The organism is Micromonospora sp. USAFONa4, assembly GCF_057197825.1.
Genome location: NZ_CM170072.1, coordinates 3,007,133 through 3,026,799 on the forward strand (window position 1 = coordinate 3,007,133; position 19,667 = coordinate 3,026,799).

Below are 19,667 nucleotides of genomic sequence, written 5' to 3' on the forward strand. Positions count from 1 at the left end.
CTCGGACATCCTGGACGGGTGAGACTTGCGAGGCCCGATGCACGGGCGAAGGCGGTGGTGGCCGCGCTGGTGGCGGCCTCCCTGCTGGTGACGCTGATCGTGTGGGGGCGCCAGGATCTCGTCGGCGTGGCGTTGGCGCTGCTCTGCGTACTGACGACGATGATCGCGGCGGTGTCCGTGGCGGCGGCCCGGCAGGACGACGGCCCGGAACCGGCGGTCACGCCGAACGGCCCGGGGCAGCCCGTCGGGGGACTGTACGGCGTCGACGCCGACACGCTGGAATCGCTGGACCACCGGGAGGCCGTCCGCGCCATGCGGGAGCGCCACCGGGGACGCGGCGGCTCAGCGGCCCGTGAGGGTGGGTGAGGCGAGCGCGTCGAGCCCACGCCCGGCCAGGCAGCGGTACGTCCGGTCGGCGTCGGCCCCGGCCGGGGGCAGCACCTCCAGGTTCCAGCCGTCCGCGTAGCTGATCCCGCTGGTGAGCCGGAAGGTGGTCTCGTTGCAGACCCCGCGTACCACCGCGGCCGCGCTGACCTCGTCGTGGCCGGCGCCGACCAGGGTGTCGGGGAGCCTGCCCTCGGCGTAGCTCTCCCAGGTGTGCTGGCCGTCGCAGGGCACCCGGGGCGCCCGGGTCCGCGCGCCGCGCACCTCCATCGGCCCGAAGCACTCCAACTCGTCGGCGCAGCCCGCGCCGGCCGGCAACGCGGTCGTCAGGGCGCAGGCGGGCAGCACCGCGTTCGTCGCCGCCACGCCGGCCGTCGGCGACGGGACCGGGCTGGAGACCGCGCCGGCCAGCCAGGCGCCGGCGCCGGCCGAGGCGGCCAACGCGACCATCCCGGCGCCGCCGAGGAACCAGCGCCGCCGACGCCGCTGGCCGGCGGTGGGCACCGTGGGGTGGAGGTCCTCCACCGGCGGTCGCGGAGCGGGCCGGGAGGCGTGGTCCACGCCGTACGGGCCGACGGGGCCGGGCACGCCGCTGACCGGACCCGGGATGCCCGTGCCGGCCGCCGGGGAGCCGACGGGACCGAGCGGCAGGCCGACCAGCAGGTCGCGCAGCTCGACGGCCGAGGGACGCTCGCCGGGGTCGTTGGACATCCCGGCCCGGAGCACGTCGATCATCTCGGCCGGCACCCCGGGCAGGCCGGGAACCGGCTGGTGGAACATCTCCAGCACCGTGACCAGGCTGGGGTTGCGTTCGGACTGCCAGCGCGGCGGGCGGCCGTGCATCACCGCGTAGAGGGTGGCGCAGAGGGCGTAGACGTCGACGGCGGGCGACGGCGGGCTGTGGTTGAACATCTCCGGCGGCGCGTAGGCCGGGGTGAGCACCTCCAGGGCGACCGAGGCGTCACGCATCTCGGCCACCACGGCCAGCCCGAAGTCGGCCAGCACCGCCGAGTTGAAGTGCGAGTAGAGGATGTTCGCCGGCTTGACGTCGCGGTGCAGCACGCCGGCGGCGTGCGAGTGGGCGATGGCGTCGGCGATCTTGACCCCGAGGTCGCGCGCCTCGGCGGGCCCGAGCGGCGAGGTCCGCATCCGCTCGGCGTACGAGCCGTCGCAGAGCTCCATGATCAGGTAGGGGTGCTGGTCGACCGTGACCCCGACGTCGAAGAGGTCGACGACGTGCGGGTGGGACGACATCCGCCCGGCGGCCCGCGCCTCGCGTAGGAAGCGGGCCTGGTCGTGCTCGCTGTCGAGGGTGCGATTCTCCACCTTGACCGCGACCTCGCGCCCCACCGAGATCTGGGTCGCCTTGTAGATCGTCGCGTAGCCTCCCCTGGCAAACACGTGCAGATCGGTCAGACCGGGCACAATGGGCGTCGGCAGGGCGCCGGGCGGGGTCGCGGTCACAGCTCGAAAATACCCAACCGGACCGACGGCTCAGTGAACCGCATCAGCGGCCGGAACGGCACCGGCTGCGGAATCGCCTCCGCCGCCCACCGCCCCCGGGCCCGCGCGACGGTCGTCCCACCAGAGCCCGACGGCGGTCGCCACCGCGCCGAGGCCCTCCCAGACGGCCACTCCGAGAAACCGCCCGGGCGCGATGTCGGCCAGCACCGCGATGCTGAACACCGTGAACGTCACCAGCCGGAACACCACCGTGAAGCGGAAGAACGACCGCCACTCGGTGGCGGTGGCGAGCAGGTAGTAGACCCCCATGTTGAACGAGGCCATCGAGGAGGCGATCAGGAAGGTGCCGGTGTGGTCGCCGACCGCACGCGTCGTTGGCACCTCGAAGCCGAGCATTCGCAGCAGCGCCTCCGGCCAGACCAGCCCGACCGCGCCCATGAGCAGGGCCAGCACGCCGAAGACCGCGATCGTCCATCCGGCGGCCGAACGCGGCAACCTCATCACGGCCCTCCCCAGACCCGACGCGGTCGCACGACGGACCGCCCCTCGGACCTGACACGCTATCGGCCATCCCCGACACACCGCATCCCCAGAACCGCCAGACCTTCGGTTCCGGGTCCGCGGGACTAGGGGGTGGCCAGGCGCGCCCGCAGGGCGTCGGCGGCGGCGCGCTCGCTGCGCTGCTCGGTCGCGTACGCCAGGCGGACCGCCTCCTCGGCGCTGGCGAGCGCCTCCGCGGACCGGCCGCAGGCCGCGAGCGCCTCGGCGAGCACCCGGGCGGCGACCACCTGGCTGCGCACGTCCTCCGCCGGGGCGGCGACGGCCCGCCGGGCCCAGTCCAGCGCCTGCTCGCACTGGCCGTGGGCGAGCAGGGCGGACGCGTACCGGGCCATGGTCTGGCGGCGGGAGAAGAGCAGCGAGGGCACGGTGGCTGCGGCGGTGGCCACCGGGGCGAGCAGCCCCACGGCGGTCGCCGAGTCGCCGGCTGCCAGCCGGGCGGTGGCCAGCAGCACCCGGGGCCCCACCTGGGCGGGCGCCTGCGGGTTGTGCGGCTCGACGGCGGTCAGCACCGACCGGGCGTCCCGCTCGGCCGTGTCGCAGTCGCCCAGGTCCAGCGCCACGAAGCCGCGCAGCGTGCCGGCCATCCCGGTGAGCAACGGGTGCGACGTCCGCTCCGCGTACGACAGCGCGTCGGTGAGCAGGTCGGCGGCGTGCCCCGGCTCGCCCAGCCCGCGCGCCACGACGCCCCGGACGACCAGCGCGAACCCGCGGCCCCAGTCGTCGGAGGCGGCGGCGAACTCGCGGTACGCCCGACGGGCCCCCCGGTCCGCCTCGCCCAGCTCGCCCAGCTCGGCGGTGGCGAACGCCTCGACCGCGCGCAGCGTTCCCACCGCCCACGCCTCGCCGACCCGCTCGCCGAACGGCAGGAAGACCTGCGCCATCCGGCACGCCTCGCGCAGCCGGCCGGCGAGCAGCCGGGCGAACGCGGTGGTCCCGCGCAGCCAGGCCCGCCCGTACGGGTCCTTCAGCTCGGCGAAGAGCCGGGCGGCCCGGCCGAGCACGGCGTCGGTGCCGGCGAAGTCGCCCCGGGTCGTGGTCACCCAGGCCAGGTTCTGCAACGACCACGCCTGCCCCCGGCGGTCCTGCGACTGGAGGCTGACCTGGTACGACGCGGCGAGCCGGCTGCTGGCCTGCCCCAACCGCCCGGCGACGAAGTCGGCCATGCCGAGGCGGCGCATCGCCGAGGCGCGCAGCGTCGGCAGCCCCCCGGTCGTGGCCACCTGCAACGCCTCCTGCCAGCAGCCCACCGCGCGTGCCTGGTCGCCCATGGTCTGGTGGGCCTGCCCGGCGAGCAGCAGCGCGCTGGCCCGGACGGCGGACTCGTCGCCGGCGTTGGCGGCGATCTTCTCGGCGAAGGCGAGCGCGTCGGCGGGGCGTCCGACCTGGAGCAGCGCCCGGGCGTGCACCACCCGGTCGGCCGCCGGCACCCCGTCCCGGGCCAGCTCGGCCGCGCGTTCGGCGTACTCCACGGCCAGCGCGGGCTCACCCGCCTGCAACGAGCGGCGCGCGGCCCCGCCGAGCGCGGCGACGCCCAGACCGACGACGGCCCGCGCCGGCGCGTCCGGCCGCAGCCCGACCGCGTCGGCCAGCGCGGCGGCCCGTTCCACGTGCTGGGCCACGAAGACGTCCCGGGCCGCCTCGGCGAAGCCGCCCGGCGCGCCCGCCCCCGCCGACGGGCCGGCCGCGGCCCACCGGGCCAGCGCCGCGTGCCGCTCGGCCAGCTCGGCCTTGCTCACCCCGGCGTACGCGGCCTCCCGCATCAGCGGGGTCGCGAAGGCGTACCCGGTGCGGGTGCGGTGCAGCATCCGGCGTTGCAGCAGCTCCTCCACCGCCCGTTCCAGCTCGACGGCGACCACCGCCGCCGGGCGGCCGTCGCGGCCGGCCCGCTGCTCGCGCAGCGCCTCCAGCGCACCGTCCGGCACCGTGTCGCCGACGACGGCCGCGTCCCGCAGCACGGAGCGGGCCTCCGCCGGCAGCGCGTCGATGCGCGCGGCGAGCACCGCGGCCAGGTCGCGGGAGAGCAGGCGGCTGCCGAGCGAGCCGGGCACCAGTCGCCAGCCGCCCGGATGCGGGGAGTTGCGCTCGGCGACGGTGGTGAGCGCGCCCCGCTCCATCAGCAGGGTGACCAGCTCGGCCAGGTAGAACGGGTTGCCCTGGGCGGTGGCGAGCAGCCGGTCGGCGTCGGCCTGCGGCAGCCTGCCGCCGCCGAGGTAGGTGGTGAGCAGCCGGGCCGCGTCGGCGCCGCGCAGCGGCGGCAGGGCGTGCACCTCGGCGTCGGCGACCCGGGTCAGCGCCCCGGCGGTACGCACCAGCTCGGGCCGGCCGAGCAGCAGCACCAGCACCGGGCCGGCGAGCCGGGACAGGGTGATCCCGAGCGCCTCGATGGTCTCTGCGGTGGCGTCGTGCAGGTCGTCGACGACGACCACCAGGGGCGCCTCCCCGGCGAGCCCGGTGAGCAGGTCCGCGACCGCGTTCGGCACGGCGTCGGCGTCGACGGGCAGGGCGGTGCCCCACTCGCCCTGGTCGGCCGGGCCGCCGCCGGGCAGCTCGGCGTACCCGAGCAGGGCCAGGAGCTGGTCGGTGGCGACCGGCGCCGGCTCGCCCGACCGGCTGAGTCGCTGGCCGAGCCGGCGGAGGCGTTCCTCGACGGCCGGGCGGGTGAGCGCGGTGGCGGCGTCGTTGGGCAGGCCGACCGCCGCCCGGACGAGGTCGGCCAGGGGTGCGAGCCGGCGTCGCTCGCCGAACGCGGCGCAGCGCACCGACAGCACCCGGGCGCCGGTGTGCGCGGCGTACCGGCCCGGGCCCACGTCGTAGCCGGCGGCGAGGCGTTCCACCTCGGCGGCGAACCGGGACTTGCCGATCCCGGCCTCGGCGGTCATCAGCAGCACCCGGGGTTCGGCGCGGTCGATCACCTCGGCGAGCCGGCCGGCGACCCGGCCGATCTCGGTTTCCCGGCCTACGAAGGGCGCCTCGTCGCCGAGGCCGGACCGGGTGCCCGGGGCGTCCAGGAGACCGAGCAGCTCGTACGCCTCGACCGGCTCCCGCTTGCCCTTGAGCCGCAGCGGGCGCAACGCCCGCCAGGAGGCCACGTGCCGGGTGGCGGCGGAGGTCCGCGCCCCCGCGTAGACCGCGCCGACGGCGGCGGCGTCGGCCAGCCGGGCGGCAGTGTTCACGGTGTCGCCGATGACCGTGTACTCGATGGCGGCCTGGATGCCGGCGATCACGTCGCCGGTGTTCAGCCCGACCCGCAGGCCGAGCGGCGCGCCGCCGCCCCGCTCGTCGTCGAGCACCCGGCGGACCGCCCGCTGCATCGACAGCGCGGCCCGCACAGCCCGCTCGGCGTCGTCCTCGTGCGCGACCGGCGCCCCGAAGACCGCCATGATCCCGTCGCCGGTGAGCTTGTCGACGTGGCCGCCGAACGTCTTCACCGCGCCGGCCAGCGCGGCGAGCACCCGGTCGGTGACCGCGCCGACGCGTTCCGGGTCGAGGTCCTCCGACCAGGAGGTGAAGTCGGACAGGTCGCCGAAGAGCACCGTCACCACGCGGCGTTCTGCCGCGGGCAGCGTCGCGGCGGCCGGCAGCGCGGCGCCGCAGTTGTGGCAGAACCGCGCGCCGGGCACGGCGACGGTTCCGCACACCGGGCAGGTCACGCTTGCTCCAACCCCGCGGCGCCTCCGCCGGATTCCCGGCCCAGGTACTCCAGCTGGGCCCGGACGGACCACTCGGCGGCCCACCACAACGACCGGTCGACGTCGGCGTAGACCGTCGCGACCACCTCGGCGGCGGTGGTGGCGCCCGCGGCGACCGCCGCCCGGACCTGGTCGAGCCGGGCCCGGCGGTGGGCCAGGTAGAAGTCCGCCGCGACGCCGCAGTCGGCCAGCGCCGGGCCGTGCCCCGGCAGCGCCGGGGTCCCCCGGTACGTCGAGAGCAGCTCCAGGCTGGCCAGGTAGTCCCCGAGGTGCCCGTCCGGGTGGGCGACCACGGTGGTCCCCCGGCCCAGGATCGTGTCGCCGGTCAGGACCACCCGCTCGTCACCGTGCTCGACCAGGAAGCAGACCGAGTCGCCGGTGTGCCCGGGGGTCGGCACGAGCCGGACGCCCAGCCCGTGGCCGTCCAGCTCCCCGCCCGGCCCGGTCAGCGGCTCCCCGGCGATGGTGTGCGCCGGGTCGGCGGCGCGTACGGGCACCCCGTCGAGCAGCTCGTGCAGGCGGCTCGAACCGTCGGTGTGGTCGGGGTGGCCGTGGGTGATCAGCACCAGGCCGATCGGCCCCTGCGCGGCGATCGCCGCCAGGTGCCCCTCGTCGGCCGGGCCCGGGTCGACGACGACGGCGTGCTCCCGGCCGGGGGCGCGCAGCACCCAGGTGTTGGTGCCGTCGAGCGTCATCGGCCCAGGGTTCGGGGCACGCAGCAGCGTCACCCAACCCGGCAACTTGTCGGCGAGCGCCGCCGCCGGCGCGGTGAAGTGCCCGGTCATGGCTGCGATCGTACGGCCCCGCCGGCCACTCCCCGCGATCTTGCAGGCTCCGCCTCTGATACGTCCCGGTTCACGGCTTTTGCCGGGCACCGAACACAAGATCGCGGGGAGGTGGTGCGGGTCAGGAGACCTCGACGACGACCTCGACCTCGACGGGGGCGTCCAGGGGCAGCTCGGCCACGCCGACGGCGCTGCGCGCGTGCCGGCCGGCCTCACCGAAGACCGCGCCGAACAGGTCGGACGCGCCGTTGATCACGCCCGGGATGGCGGTGAACCCGGAGGAGGCCGCGACGAAGCCGGTCAGCTTGACGATCTTGACGACGTTCTCCAGGCCGACCAGCGAGTCGATCGCGGCCAGCGCGTTGAGCGCGCACTGCTGGGCCAGGTCCTTGGCCTGCTCGGCGGAGACGCCGGCGCCGACCTTGCCGGTGGCGAGCAGCTTCCCCTCGACCATCGGCAGCTGCCCGGAGACGTAGACGTGCTGCCCGGACTGGACGGCCGGCACGTAGCTGGCCAACGGCGGGACCACCTCGGGCAGCGTGTGCCCGAGTTCGGCGAGTTTCGCGTGCGGACCGTTGCTCATGCCGCCACCTCGCTGCGCTCGGCGACGTCATGAGCCCCCGACGCGCCGTTCAGGATGATTCGCTCGCTCCGCTCGCTCATGCCTTCGGCCGCTTCAGGTAGGCGACGAGCTGCTCCGGGTTGGGACCGGGAACCACGGAGACGAGTTCCCACCCGTCCTCACCCCAGTTGTCGAGGATCTGCTTGGTCGCGTGGACCAGCAGCGGGACCGTGGAGTATTCCCACTTCTGCATCGGTGGAGGGCTCCCTTGGCTGGAGTTCGACTTCTCGACGCACAGCCTACGGTCCGGCGGACGGGCGGGGCGCGGGACGCTGCTCCGGGGGCGCCGGCACCTCTCCGCAGGAGCCGCCGTGCCCGTACGGCTGGGGGCAGCGGGAGCGGTCCGGCAGCAGCAGGTCGCAGAAGACCCGGTGCCGGTTGTTCTGGTCGTCGGTGCTGGAGACGGTGGTCTCGCCGGCGTCCAGCTCGTTGAGGAAGCTCAGCGAGGTGGCGACCGTTCCGGCCAGCGCGGTGGCCGCCCTCAGGTCGGCGACCCGGATCGGCAGGTGGATGACGAAGCCGGGCTCCTCCTCCTCCCGGGCCCCCGGCCGGGCGGGCGCGCGCACCACCTCGACGGGTTCGGCGAGCCGCCGGTACGACCGTTCGTTGACGGGTAGGCCGACGCCGCCCTCGGCCTCCCCCGGGAAGCCGGGCCGCCGCGCCCGGTCGCCCGCCGGGAACTGGGCCCGAGGATTGTTTTCCACGTCGCGCATGCCTTGCCTCCGGACGTCGTACCTGGTCAGGTCATCACTCGCGGGTCCGGGCCCTCCGCCCGGCCCGCCCCCCGCGCCGCTGCGAACGTAGGTCGGCGGCGACAGACACGCCAACCGGACGCGCACAGACGATCACCCAAAGTCACATATGCGACACACCATCGGTAAGGAACCTGACGGCACCCGCCGCCCCCCGGAGCGGGGAACCGACCGTTACCCTTCCGGTCGGACGGGCGCTCCGCCGGCTCGCCGCCAGCTCGATCACGCTCGTCGCCCGGTCAGGCGGCGACGCCGCAACCCGGGGGATGAGATGACCCAACCACCCAGCGGTGGCCCCGTCGGACCGCCGGCCGACCAGCCCGGCTCCCCGGCGGCTCCCGGCCCGGCCGCCGCACCCGACCCGGCCGCCGCGCCCTACCCGGCCACCCCGTCCGGCCCGGCCGCTCCTCCGCCCGGTCCGGCCACCCCACCCGGTCCGGCCACCCCACCCGGCCTGGCTGCCGCGCCTCCGTCCGGTACGGCCGCCGCGCCTCCGCCCGGCCCCGCCGCCCAGGATCCGTCGATCCCGCCGGCCCCGGCCGGGTACCCGCCCTACCAGCCGCCCGCCGCGCCGAAGAAGAAGCGCGGCGTGCTCATCGCCTCCATCGCCCTGGCCGTGATCCTGCTGCTCTGCGCCGGCGGCGGCGTCGTCGCGTTCCTGACGCTGCGCGACGCCGACAGCGGCACGGGGGCCAAGGAGCCGACGGTCGCGGTCGACGAGTTTCTCAAGGCCGTCTACCAGGAGCGCGACGCGGACCGGGCGGCCGGCCTGGTCTGCTCCTCGTCGCGGGACAAGAAGAAGATCGCCGCCAAGGTGGCCGAGGTCGAGAAGCACGTCTCGGCCCACCAGAACCCCCGGTTCCGGTGGAGCACCCCGAAGGTGGACAACCAGACCGGCGACCGCGCCACGGTCACCACCAAGGTCACCATGACCACCGCGGACGAGAAGGTGGCCGACCAGGACCTGCGGTTCACCGTGGTGAAGAAGACGGGTTGGTGGGTCTGCGAGGTCGCCTGAGCCCACGGCCTGGATAGGCTCGACGGGTGCGAGCAGCAGAGCCGCCGGCCGACCCGGCCGGCACCCAGTGGCCGGCCCGCCTCCACGTCGTGACCGGCAAGGGGGGCACCGGCAAGACCAGCGTCGCGGCGGCGCTGGCCCTCGGGCTGGCCGCCGGCGGCCGGCGCACCCTGCTGGTCGAGGTCGAGGGGCGGCAGGGCATCGCCCAGCTCTTCGGCACCGATCCGCTGCCGTACGAGGAGCGGCACCTGACCGACGCGCCGGGCGGCGGGGAGGTGCGGGCCCTGGCGGTGGACGCCGAGGAGGCCCTGCTGGAGTACCTCGACATGTTCTACAAGCTCGGCGCGGCCGGCCGGGCGCTGCGCAAGCTCGGGGCGATCGACTTCGCCACCACCATCGCCCCGGGCCTGCGGGACGTCCTGCTCACCGGCAAGGTGAAGGAGGCGACCACCCGCACCGCAGGCCAGCGGCGCGCGTACGACGCGGTGGTGCTGGACGCGCCGCCCACCGGGCGGATCGGCCGGTTCCTCAACGTCACCGCCGAGACGGCCCGGCTGGCCAAGGTGGGCCCGATCAAGACCCAGAGCGAGGGGGTCGCGGCGCTGCTGCGCTCCCCGATCACCGCCGTGCACGTCGTCACCCTGCTGGAGGAGATGCCGGTCCAGGAGACGGTCGACGCGATCGCCGAGCTGACCCAGCTCGGCTTCCCGGTGGGACGGGTGATCGTCAACGGCGCCCGGCCCCCGCTGCCCGCCGGGCAGGTGGTGGCCGCCACCGAGCTGGAGCGGGGGCTGCGCGCCGCCGGGCTGCCGACCGACCGGGACACCGTGGCCGGGCTCGTCGCCGAGGCGCGCGACCAGGCCATCCGCCGCGAGCTGGAGGATTCGCTGCGCGCCGACCTGGTGGAGCTGGGGCTGCCGATGACCGAGCTGCCGCTGCTGCCCGACGGGGTGGACCGGGCCGGCCTGGACCAGCTCGCCGCGACCCTCGTCCGGGCGGATTGACTCACACCTGCGACCGGCCCGGGCGCACGGACCGACCCGGCCCGATACGCTCGATTGGTGCCTTCCGAAGACGCGGCGCCGCAGCTGGACGTCGACCAGATCCTCGCCGATCCGGGCGTCCGGATCGTGGTGTGCTGCGGGGCGGGCGGGGTGGGGAAGACGACCACGGCCGCCGCGCTCGCGCTGCGCGCCGCGGAGCGCCACGGCCGGCGCACGGTGGTGCTCACCATCGACCCGGCCCGCCGGCTGGCCCAGTCGCTCGGGCTGACCGAGCTGGACAACACCCCCCGCCAGGTCAAGGGGATCGACGTCGAGGCCAGCGGCGGCGAGCTGCACGCCATGATGCTCGACATGAAGCGCACCTTCGACGACGTGGTGCTCCAGCACACCGACCCGGCGAAGGCGGCGGAGATCTTCGCCAACCCCTTCTACCAGGCCATGAGCTCGACCTTCGCCGGCACGCAGGAATACATGGCGATGGAGAAGCTGGGCCAGTTGCACGCCCGGGGCGAGTGGGACCTGATCGTGGTGGACACCCCGCCGTCCCGCTCGGCGCTCGACTTCCTGGACGCACCGGCCCGCCTGTCCCGCTTCCTCGACGGGCGGATGCTGCGGCTGCTGCTGGCCCCGGCGCGGACCGGCGGGCGGAGCATGTTCAGCCTGGTCACGGCCTCGTTCGGGATGTTCTCCAAGGTCGTGCAGAAGGTGCTCGGGGCCCAGTTGCTGACCGACCTCTCCGGTTTCGTCGCCGCGTTGGATTCGATGTTCGGCGGCTTCCGGCAGCGCGCCGAGCAGACGTACCGCATCCTCCAGGCGCGGGAGACGGCGTTCCTGCTGGTCGCGGCGCCGGAGCCGGACGCGGTCCGGGAGGCCGCCTACTTCGCGGGCCGGCTGCGCGAGGAGAAGATGCCGCTGGCGGGCCTGGTGCTCAACCGGGTGCACCGCTCGGCGGTGCCCGGGCTCGACGCGGCGGAGAGCCTGGCCGCCGCGGAGCGGCTGGCCGGCCTCGGCGGGCACGAGGGCACCGTCGACGTGCTGCGGGCCCACGCGGCGCTGGCCCAGCAGGCGGTACGCGAGCGGCAGGTGGCGGCCCGCTTCACCGAGGCGTTCCCGGCGGTGCCGGCGGTGTCGGTGACGGCGCAGCCCGCCGACGTGCACGACGTCGACGGGCTGCGGACGATCGGCGCGGCGATCAGCCGGCCGTGACGGTGCTCAGCCGGCGGTGGTGACGAGGATCTTGTCCTTGCCGGTCTTGTCCTTGGCGTTCTTCTTCATCGCGGCCTCGAACATCTTGCGCCAGCTTGCCACCTGTGGGTGACGGCGCAACAGCGCGCGGCGTTCGCGTTCGGTCATGCCGCCCCACACTCCGAACTCGATCCGGTTGTCCAGCGCGTCGGCCAGGCACTCGTACCGAACTGGGCAGCTCCGGCAGATCCGCTTCGCCACGTTCTGTTCGGCGCCCTGTACGAACAACGCGTCCGGGTCCCCGTTCTGACACGCCGCCAGCGACGGCCAGTCAGTGATCATGCCCATCTGTACACGTCCCCCCTTGCAGTACCTACCGACCCCGTCGCGGACCAGCCGGCAATCCCCCCGATCGCCCTGCGCGCCTTCCCCAAGGCGGCACGGACGACATGTGGCGCTGTCGCCGCCACCATCATGCTCTGTAGTCGCCTGATTACGCAACGTTGTCGGCGAAATCCATCATTCCGGACACTCCCGGCTTCCCGGGCTTCGCGACCGCCGGTTACCCCGTCGGGGTCCGTGAAAACGCTGCGGGCCCCCTCCGTCAGGAGGGAGACTCGGCGGCGGATTCACGCAACCACCCACCGGGGGTCGTGCGTTTAGCACAACGAGGTCGGCGCGCGCAGGAAATGGGGAAAGAACGCCCCGGCGCCCCTCGTTCCCTACTCGCGTACCCTGTCGAGGTGACCTGGATGCGGAAACGTGACCACAATGTGCTGACCAACGCCGCATCGCTACTCATCTGTGGCCTGTTGGCCGGCGTGGTGGTCGCGGCGGCGGCCTTCCCCGCAGTGGCGATGTCCGGACTGGCCGCGAAGGCCGGCGCCGAGACCTTCGGCGCACTGCCCAAGGAGCTGACCGTGGCCCGCGCGCCGCAGATCAGCTACCTTCTCGCCTCCGACGGCAAGACACCGCTGGCGACCATGTACGACGAGAACCGTCGCGACGTGAAGCTGGCCGACATCGCGCCCGTCATGCAGAAGGCGATCATCGCCGCCGAGGACCACGACTTCTACAAGCACAACGGCGTCGACCTGAACGGCATCGCCCGGGCCTTCGTCAACAACCAGTCCAACGCGTCAAGCCAGCAGGGCGCCTCGACGCTGACCATGCAGTACGTCCGCCTCGCCATCGCCTACTCGGCGAGTCACCCGGCGGACGTGGTCGCGGCCACCGAGGACACCAGCGCGCGGAAGCTGCGCGAGATGCGCTACGCGATCCAGATCGACAAGGAGCTCTCCAAGGACGAGATCCTGGAGCGCTACCTCAACATCGCCGCGTTCGGCAACGGCGCGTACGGCATCTACGCCGCCAGCCAGGTCTACTTCAACAAGCCGCCGAGCAAGCTGAAGCTCGAGGAAGCGGCCATGCTCGCCGGCATGGTGAAGGCGCCGAGCACCAACGACCCGACCACCAAGAGCGGCCACGCGGCGGCCCTCGCCCGGCGCAACTACGTCATCCAGAACATGGTCGAGACCACCGCCATCACCCAGCAGGAGGCGGACGCGGCCAAGGCCACCAAGCTCGTGGTCACCGGCAAGCGGGCCCCCAACGGTTGCGTCTCGACCAACGAGAAGGGCTGGGGCTTCTTCTGCGACTACTTCTACCGCTGGTGGATGCAGCAGGAGACGTTCGGCTCGACCTCGTACGACCGGGAGCGGCGGCTGAAGAGCGGCGGCTACACCGTCATCACCACCCTGGACCCGCAGGCCCAGCGGGGCGCCGACAAGGCCGTCCGCAAGGCCAAGCCGGAGAAGAGCAAGGAAGCCGCCATGGTGGCGGTGGTCGAGCCGGGCACCGGTCGGGTGCGGGCGCTCGCGGTGAACCGCAACTTCAAGCTCGACGACCCGAAGAAGCCCGCCAACAAGGCGCACAGCGACCCCAAGCAGCGCAAGAAGGGCAAGCTCGGCAACTACCCGAACACCGTCAACCCGCTGCTCACCGGCGGCGACGGCATCACGGGCTACCAGGCCGGCTCGACCTTCAAGATCTTCACCATCGTGGCGGCGCTGGAGAAGGGCATCCCGCTCGGCTACACGATCAACGCCCCGCAGGCCTTCAAGTCGGAATACATCGTCGAGGCGGGCAGCCAGGCCGCCTGCCCGGGCACCAACAAGTACTGCCCGACCAACTCCGGCAAGAAGGCCGGCGGCGTCCAGAACATGTGGAGCGCCTTCGCCTCCTCCATCAACACGTACTTCGTGCCGCTCCAGCAGCAGGTCGGCGCGGAGAACGTGGTCGACGTGGCCAAGCGGCTCGGCATCCAGTTCCGGGTCACCAGGGAGAACGACTGGGCCAACAACAAGGCGGCCGCGCACGACTGGGGCGCGTTCACCCTGGGCGTCTCGAGCACCACCCCGCTCGAGCTGGCCAACGCCTACGCCACCCTCGCGGCGGACGGCAAGTACTGCGAGCCCATCCCGGTCCAGATGATCAAGGACCCGGAGGGCAAGAAGCTCGACATCGCCAACCCGCGCTGCGAGAAGCGGGTCAGCACCGAGGTGGCCCGCGCCGCCGTCGACGCCGCCCGCTGCCCGGTCGGTGACAACTCCTCCACCACCAAGTGCGGCGGCAGCCGTACGGCGGCCGAGGTCAAGCAGGTCGTCGACGCGCCGGTGGCCGGCAAGTCCGGCACCACCGACTCGGAGAAGAGCGCGGCCCTGGTCGCGATGACCAAGCAGTACGCGGTGGCCGGCATCATGGCCGACCCGGACTGGCCGCAGACCAACGTCAAGATGAAGCACAAGCAGAAGGACGGCATCAACCCGCCGGTCTACGAGACGCTGCGCGACGCCATGAAGGGCAAGGACCGGAAGAACTTCGAGCCCCCGGGCAAGAAGATCTCCGAGGGCGACCAGCGCCGGATCCCCGACGTGAAGTGCCTCGACCCGGAGCAGGCGAGGTCCCGGATCAAGGCTGAGGGCTTCGACGCGGTCATCTCCGACATCAAGGTCCCGTCGAGCTGCCCGGCCGGCAAGGCCGCCGGCACCAGCCCCGACGGCCGGACCATCAAGGGCGGCGTGGTCACCATCCAGATCAGCTCCGGCGGCGGCACCGCCCCGGGCACGACGCCCGACAACAACAACCGGCCGCCGAACACCCCCGGCCGGCCGCCGGGCCGCTCCGGCGGCTGAGCCGGCCGGACGAACGCCACGGGCGGGCACCCTTCGCGGGGTGCCCGCCCGTTTCGCGTACGCGGGTCGGTGCGGCCGGGGTCAGAGGCCGAGCTGGCGGCGTACCTCGGCGGCGACGCGACCGCCCTCGGCCCGGCCGGCCACCGCCGCCTGGGCCGCCTTCATGGCCGGGCCCATCTGCGACTTGCCGGTGAAGCCGCCCGCGGCGAGCGCCCCCGCGACCAGCTCGGTCAGCTCGGCGTCGGGGAGCTGCTTCGGCAGGTAGCGCTCCAGCACCTCGCCCTCGGCGATCTCCTTCGTGGCCTGCTCGGTGCGGCCGGCGTCACCGAAGGCGGTGGCGGCCTCCCGGCGCTTCTTCGCCTCCTTGGTCAGCACCGCGAGCACCTCGTCGTCGGTGAGCTCGCGCTTGGCCTTGCCGGCGACCTCGGCGGTGCCGACGGCGGCAAGCGCCATCCGCAGCGTGGAGGTGGTCAGCTCGTCGCGCGCCTTCAGGGCGGCGCGCATGTCGGCGGTCAGACGGTCCTTCAGCGTGCTCATGGTCGGTGAAACTACCCTGAACGGCATGCGAAAGCGCACACTATTCCGGCTCGCGACCGGGACCGCCGCACTCGGCGCGGCGACCCTGGCCTACGCGTCACTCGTCGAGCGCAACATGTTCACCCTGCGGCGGTACGACGTGCCGGTGCTGCCGGCCGACGCGGAGCCCCTGCGGGTCCTGCACCTGTCGGACCTGCACATGATGCCCGACCAGGGGCGTAAGCAGCGCTGGGTGGCGTCGCTGGCCGCCCTCGACCCCGACCTGGTCGTGGTCACCGGGGACAACATGGCGCACCCCGGCGCCGTGCCCGGCGTGCTGCACGCCCTCCAGCCGCTGCTCGACTTCCCGGGGGCCTTCGTCTTCGGCTCCAACGACTACACCGGGCCGGTCTGGAAGAACCCGTTCACCTACTTCCTGCCCGACCGGGAGTACACCGAGGGCGTCGAACTGCCGCACGAGGAGCTGCGGGACGTCTTCGTCGGCGCGGGCTGGGCGGACCTGAACAACGCCCGCACTACCGTCAAGGCCGGCGGCCGGGTCGTCGAGCTGCTCGGCGTGGACGACCCGCACGTCGAACGGGACGACTACGACTCGGTCGCCGGGCCGGTGTCGCCCACCGCCGACCTGTCGATCGCGCTCACCCACTCCCCCGAGCCGGCCGTCCTCGACCGGATGGCCGCCGACGGCTTCGGGCTGATGCTCGCCGGGCACACCCACGGCGGTCAGGTCTGCGTACCGGGGTTCGGCGCGCTGGTGACCAACTGCGGCCTGCCCCGCTCCATGGCACGCGGCCTGCACCGCTGGCCCGGCTCCGACTCGTGGCTGCACGTCTCCGCCGGCCTCGGGACGCATCCGACCGCGCCGGTCCGGTTCGCCTGCCCGCCGGAGGCGAGCGTGCTCACGCTGATCCCCCGCTGACCCACGCGCCGGTGATCCGCCGAGCCGCCGCCTACGGTCCGGCGGCTCGGCGGCTCGGCGGCTCGGCCGGTTGGCGGCTCGGCCGATTGGCGAGCGAGGCGGGAACCGGCTGCCGGCTGGCAGCCGTGCAGGGTGATCGTCGGATCCGCCCGGGGAACCTGGCTGTGTTCGCCCTGTCGAGCTGAGTCGTATACGACATCAGGCGCCAGGTGGGGTCGGCGCCCGGCGGGTACCGCACGGTCCGGGAGGACCCGCAGGGCGGTGGGGGTACCGAGTTGGACCACCGACGGGGGTGGGCTACTATTTGTCGGCACGCCTCGGGGTGTGGCGCAGCTTGGTAGCGCGCTTCGTTCGGGACGAAGAGGTCGTCGGTTCGAATCCGGCCACCCCGACCAGAGGTAAGAGCAGGTCAAGGCCCCTCCAACGAGGGGCCTTGATTCGTTTCCGGTCTCCCGGAGGCAGCAAACGACGCGAGCACACTGCGATCCCGGTCACGAGTCGAGTGCGTGTAGCGGTCCAAGGTGGTTGACGTCACGAGCAAGGGATGACCGGACGTGACGAAGAGGTTGGGAATTAGTCACGCCACAGGGTGACCGATGCGAGTCAACCGTCGGTTGGCGGATCAGGTAACCACGTGGGCGCGTCCGAGCCGCTGCGGTCCCAGCAAGCTGCCGCTTACGTGACATTAGTTAGGGATTTGCCCGCTTCGCCATACCTCACCCTGCGCGCCATGGCGCTCGGCCGCGTATCGCGCCTGGGCAGATGCGGCATCGCGCGCCGCAGCCGAATCCTCATCTGAGGAGAGCCGCTTGCGGTCTCGCCAGCCAACAAAGATGAACGCCGCGACTAGCAACACCACGGACACAGCGAGAGACGCCACCACAGCTGTCATGCCATCGACGCTACGACATGCCCACCAAGATCCGCGCTGCCAGCCAGCCTTGGGCCAATCTGCGCGTCGCGCCTGTCAGGTGATCTACGACAAGGGCCGGCGGTCTAAATGCGGCAGGTTGACCGTCGGCGGGACGTCCGCTCCCTCGATAAGCGGGTGGTAGGTGGCGGTCGCGCGCATCGACGGTTCACCGCATCTTGTGGACCGCGCAGGCGATCTCCTGCCGCAACAGCGCCACCTCCTCGTCGCGGTCGCACAGCAGCAGCACCTTGAACGGGCTGCCCCTGCCGTCCGGCTGGCCGAGCGGGCGCGCCCAGTGACGAACGGCTTGATACAGGATTCGGAACAACGTGTGCTGATCCTCTGCACTGCTCGACAGCAGCCGGGGGGCGTTCTCGACCACGATCAGGTACCCGTCCGCCGGTAACCAGTTCAGATCACGGAGGCAGTCGGACAACGCGTCCCAGTTCCAGCCAAAGTAGCCAGGAAAGAGGAGCGCGTCGGAGAACTCGTAGAGGGCGTGATCCGCATCCGTCATCCTCGTTCCGTCAAGCCGGGCAACGACGAACCTTCCCGTTGCCGGTAGCACCGCAGCGAGCTCCACCAGGGCTTTGCGCGAGCAGACCGCGAGCTGGCCAGTGGAGCCGCTCCACCAGCTGTTCATCATTCAGCCCCACCACGGTTGACGTAGTTTCACGACCTCAGCGGCCTCGCGCACGCCGTGCCCATGGCTGTCAGTCTGCCGGGGAGACAGCACAGCACGACGGGCAGGCCCTCGACCGCTCGCTTGACTGGATGTGCCGCAACCAGCGCGCTGAGGCGTCGCAAACCAGTTGGCGGGCGGCTGTCCACATCAGCCGACGGAGGACACCGACTGCCGGCCTTGTGTGGGAGGACTTTCTGTACATCTATCAAGGCGGCCCTGAACGGGCCGCACGCGCCGCCGCCTGGGCGCGCGTCCGTCGCTCCGCTGGCGCTCCGACTCCGGCCACGCAACACACCCGGCGGCTGGCACGGAGAGCGGAAAGCCCGGAGGGGCCGCCGCAGACGGGGTAGTTGAGAGTGGGTGGAGGTCCGTCGCCGGCAGCCGGCCGCGCCGCGCCCGAGCAGCGCAGCGCACGGAGGGCGCGCCGGGTCCGCGCGGCAAGCCCCAAGCATGGGGGCGGCGTCCGCGCGGCGGCATGCCGGTCGCCCAGAGGCCGGCTCCGCAGCCGCTCAGGGTCAGGTCAACCGCTCATCTGGGAGGGGGAGGGGTGGCCGCCGGTGGCCAGCTTCGACCCCGGGAGCCGGGTCCGTGCCGGGCGAGGTTGGGCCAACTGCGCCACTGTGGCGGTGTCCGCCGGGGGCGCGGTCCGTGACACGAGAGCCGACACCGACTCAGGCTGTTCCGGCAGCGCCCGGACGTGCGTCAAGGCCGTCTTGACGTGGCGGACCGGGCGGCGGCCGGCTTCCCAGAGGGCCGGGTCGGCGACAGACAGGGATGGCTAGCGAGCGCAGACGGGGACGAGTTGGGCATCGTTCAGGCTAAGTCCTCGGGCTTCACCCTCCCCTTCCCGAGAAGGTTTCTAGCGAGGAGCAGGCGGCCGAGGATGATCGCGTAGACGTTGCCGATCAAAACCAGCGCAGCTGCGCCAAACTCGCCGTGACCGGCCAACATCAGGGCAGGGAGGCCAGCGAACAGCAGCACGGGCAACATGAAGAGCCACAAGGGGAACCGCAGGTGGTAGAGAAGTGTGGGGATCGAGGGTTTCGGCACGAGGCCATTAGAACGCACGCGGCCAAGGAAGCCCGCCCGTGGACTGAGTGACTAACCGGGTGACGACCGAGGTGAGCGAAGACGGACGCCTGCGGACTCTGGCGGACCGTTCGAGCAGGTCACCTCTCGGCCGCGCAGCTCATTAGCCAGCGATGGTTTCTGCACACCGAAGAGGTCACGGGTTCGATCCTGGGGAGGTGCGGGCAACGGTGCGCCCACTGAAGACCAGTGCGGCTGCCGCGATAAATGCGGGCACAAAGGAAACTACTAATCCGATCTTACCCAGTTCGACCCATTCTGGATACATTCGACCGAATGCCGCCGGAAGCGCTTCATCAATCTCTGTTGGTTCGTCAGATAGCCATAGCCACCCCCCGGAACCGCAACAGCAAAGCACGCTAAGCAGGCTCGTTGCGAGGGCGACTGCTCTCGCACTCTGTTGACCCGTCCTGGCCCACAACGCGACGCCAACCAATGCAGGCGCAAAGAGGAGTGCATACCACAGGGTAAGCCGAGCTTCGAAATGGAAGTAGGACGCTTTAAGTGCGACCGAACCGCTGTCTACGGGGGCACTGGAACGATCCGCCGCGTCGTTTACGGCAGCGTTGATGCCCTCTTGGGCGTATATGGCGGAAATCGCCGCGAATATTAGCAACGACGCCTGAAGAGCCAACAATGCGCTTGCGATGTTGACTCCCAGCGGGAGCCGTCGAGGCGGCAGGCCGCCAGTTGAGTTCGCGCTAGTTGGAACCACGAGGTGATGCTAGATGCGATCATCGCCGAACACTTGCCGACCTGTACGCCGGATTTCGCTAGACCGACGGTTCGTGGAAGTAGACCGTGGCCGACCACCAGTCACCGTCGGCGTTGACCTCGTTGTGCAAAATGACGTCCTGGACCTCGAT

The 19,667-nt window shown here is 72.5% G+C and carries 17 protein-coding genes and 1 tRNA gene; 7 read left to right on the forward strand and 11 right to left on the reverse strand.

Translation table 11 applies throughout. From position 1 onward, the window contains the following. The first annotated feature begins 18 nt into the window (after positions 1-18). Positions 19-366 (forward strand): hypothetical protein, encoded by a 348-nt coding sequence (locus AC0OO9_RS13065; protein WP_484517435.1) that lies wholly within the window; start codon positions 19-21, stop codon positions 364-366. On the opposite strand, the gene AC0OO9_RS13070 is transcribed toward AC0OO9_RS13065, so the two are convergent. The 7 genes from AC0OO9_RS13070 to AC0OO9_RS13100 all read right to left on the reverse strand — a co-directional run bounded on the left by AC0OO9_RS13070 (position 343) and on the right by AC0OO9_RS13100 (position 8,218). Continuing rightward, on the reverse strand, positions 343-1,848 hold the full coding sequence (locus AC0OO9_RS13070; protein ID WP_484517437.1) for a serine/threonine-protein kinase: 1,506 nt from the start codon (positions 1,846-1,848) through the stop codon (positions 343-345). The genes AC0OO9_RS13065 and AC0OO9_RS13070 overlap by 24 nt on opposite strands. Before the next feature lie 30 nt (positions 1,849-1,878). Then, entirely contained in the window at positions 1,879-2,349 is a 471-nt protein-coding gene (locus AC0OO9_RS13075) for a hypothetical protein (protein WP_484517439.1), read from the reverse strand. A gap of 125 nt (positions 2,350-2,474) precedes the next feature. Then, positions 2,475-6,059, reverse strand: coding sequence for an adenylate/guanylate cyclase domain-containing protein (locus AC0OO9_RS13080; RefSeq protein ID WP_484517440.1), 3,585 nt, complete (start codon positions 6,057-6,059; stop codon positions 2,475-2,477). Then, entirely contained in the window at positions 6,056-6,883 is an 828-nt protein-coding gene (locus AC0OO9_RS13085) for an MBL fold metallo-hydrolase (protein WP_484517441.1), read from the reverse strand. The genes AC0OO9_RS13080 and AC0OO9_RS13085 overlap by 4 nt, the downstream gene beginning before the upstream one ends. 121 nt (positions 6,884-7,004) lie before the next feature. Then, the gene (locus AC0OO9_RS13090) at positions 7,005-7,466 is read right to left on the reverse strand and encodes a RidA family protein (RefSeq protein WP_421455638.1); all 462 of its coding nucleotides are present in this window, start codon (positions 7,464-7,466) and stop codon (positions 7,005-7,007) included. 76 nt (positions 7,467-7,542) lie between these two features. Then, positions 7,543-7,698: a Sp36 family protein gene (gene sp36, locus AC0OO9_RS13095; RefSeq protein WP_018222171.1), complete on the reverse strand. Its 156-nt coding sequence runs from the start codon at positions 7,696-7,698 to the stop codon at positions 7,543-7,545. Positions 7,699-7,744: 46 nt separating this feature from the next. Next, entirely contained in the window at positions 7,745-8,218 is a 474-nt protein-coding gene (locus tag AC0OO9_RS13100; protein ID WP_484517442.1) for a hypothetical protein, read from the reverse strand. A gap of 310 nt (positions 8,219-8,528) precedes the next feature. On the opposite strand from AC0OO9_RS13100, the gene AC0OO9_RS13105 reads away from it, so the two are divergent. Genes AC0OO9_RS13105 through bagB form a run of 3 tightly spaced genes read left to right on the forward strand, consistent with a single transcriptional unit; the run spans position 8,529 to position 11,485 of the window. Then, positions 8,529-9,275 (forward strand): Rv0361 family membrane protein, encoded by a 747-nt coding sequence (locus AC0OO9_RS13105; RefSeq protein ID WP_484517443.1) that lies wholly within the window; start codon positions 8,529-8,531, stop codon positions 9,273-9,275. A 26-nt stretch (positions 9,276-9,301) separates the two neighbouring features. Further along, the gene (gene bagA / locus AC0OO9_RS13110) at positions 9,302-10,279 is read left to right on the forward strand and encodes an ATPase BagA (RefSeq protein WP_484517444.1); all 978 of its coding nucleotides are present in this window, start codon (positions 9,302-9,304) and stop codon (positions 10,277-10,279) included. Between the two features lie 54 nt (positions 10,280-10,333). After that, a complete protein-coding gene (gene bagB / locus AC0OO9_RS13115; RefSeq protein ID WP_311413228.1) occupies positions 10,334-11,485 on the forward strand; it encodes an ArsA family ATPase in 1,152 nt (383 codons plus the stop codon). A gap of 6 nt (positions 11,486-11,491) precedes the next feature. Here bagB and AC0OO9_RS13120 read toward each other — a convergent pair whose 3' ends face one another. Continuing rightward, positions 11,492-11,812: a WhiB family transcriptional regulator gene (locus AC0OO9_RS13120; protein ID WP_132238543.1), complete on the reverse strand. Its 321-nt coding sequence runs from the start codon at positions 11,810-11,812 to the stop codon at positions 11,492-11,494. 404 nt (positions 11,813-12,216) lie between these two features. On the opposite strand from AC0OO9_RS13120, the gene AC0OO9_RS13125 reads away from it, so the two are divergent. Next, entirely contained in the window at positions 12,217-14,658 is a 2,442-nt protein-coding gene (locus AC0OO9_RS13125; RefSeq protein ID WP_484517445.1) for a penicillin-binding protein, read from the forward strand. A gap of 81 nt (positions 14,659-14,739) precedes the next feature. On the opposite strand, the gene AC0OO9_RS13130 is transcribed toward AC0OO9_RS13125, so the two are convergent. Next, complete coding sequence (locus tag AC0OO9_RS13130) at positions 14,740-15,195, reverse strand: GatB/YqeY domain-containing protein (RefSeq protein WP_132238537.1); 456 nt, start codon at positions 15,193-15,195, stop codon at positions 14,740-14,742. A 25-nt stretch (positions 15,196-15,220) separates the two neighbouring features. Between AC0OO9_RS13130 and AC0OO9_RS13135 the strand changes: the two genes are divergently transcribed. Beyond that, positions 15,221-16,114 (forward strand): metallophosphoesterase, encoded by an 894-nt coding sequence (locus AC0OO9_RS13135; protein WP_357577963.1) that lies wholly within the window; start codon positions 15,221-15,223, stop codon positions 16,112-16,114. 318 nt (positions 16,115-16,432) lie between these two features. Beyond that, positions 16,433-16,509: transfer RNA gene (locus tag AC0OO9_RS13140), tRNA-Pro, on the forward strand. A gap of 684 nt (positions 16,510-17,193) precedes the next feature. On the opposite strand, the gene AC0OO9_RS13145 is transcribed toward AC0OO9_RS13140, so the two are convergent. Together AC0OO9_RS13145 and AC0OO9_RS13150 are read right to left on the reverse strand one after the other, a co-directional pair. Beyond that, positions 17,194-17,673 carry a barstar family protein gene (locus tag AC0OO9_RS13145; RefSeq protein WP_484517446.1) on the reverse strand — a complete coding sequence of 160 codons (480 nt, stop codon included), beginning with the start codon at positions 17,671-17,673 and terminating at the stop codon, positions 17,194-17,196. Between the two features lie 852 nt (positions 17,674-18,525). Further along, positions 18,526-18,762: a hypothetical protein gene (locus tag AC0OO9_RS13150; protein WP_484517447.1), complete on the reverse strand. Its 237-nt coding sequence runs from the start codon at positions 18,760-18,762 to the stop codon at positions 18,526-18,528. Between the last annotated feature and the right edge of the window lie 905 nt (positions 18,763-19,667).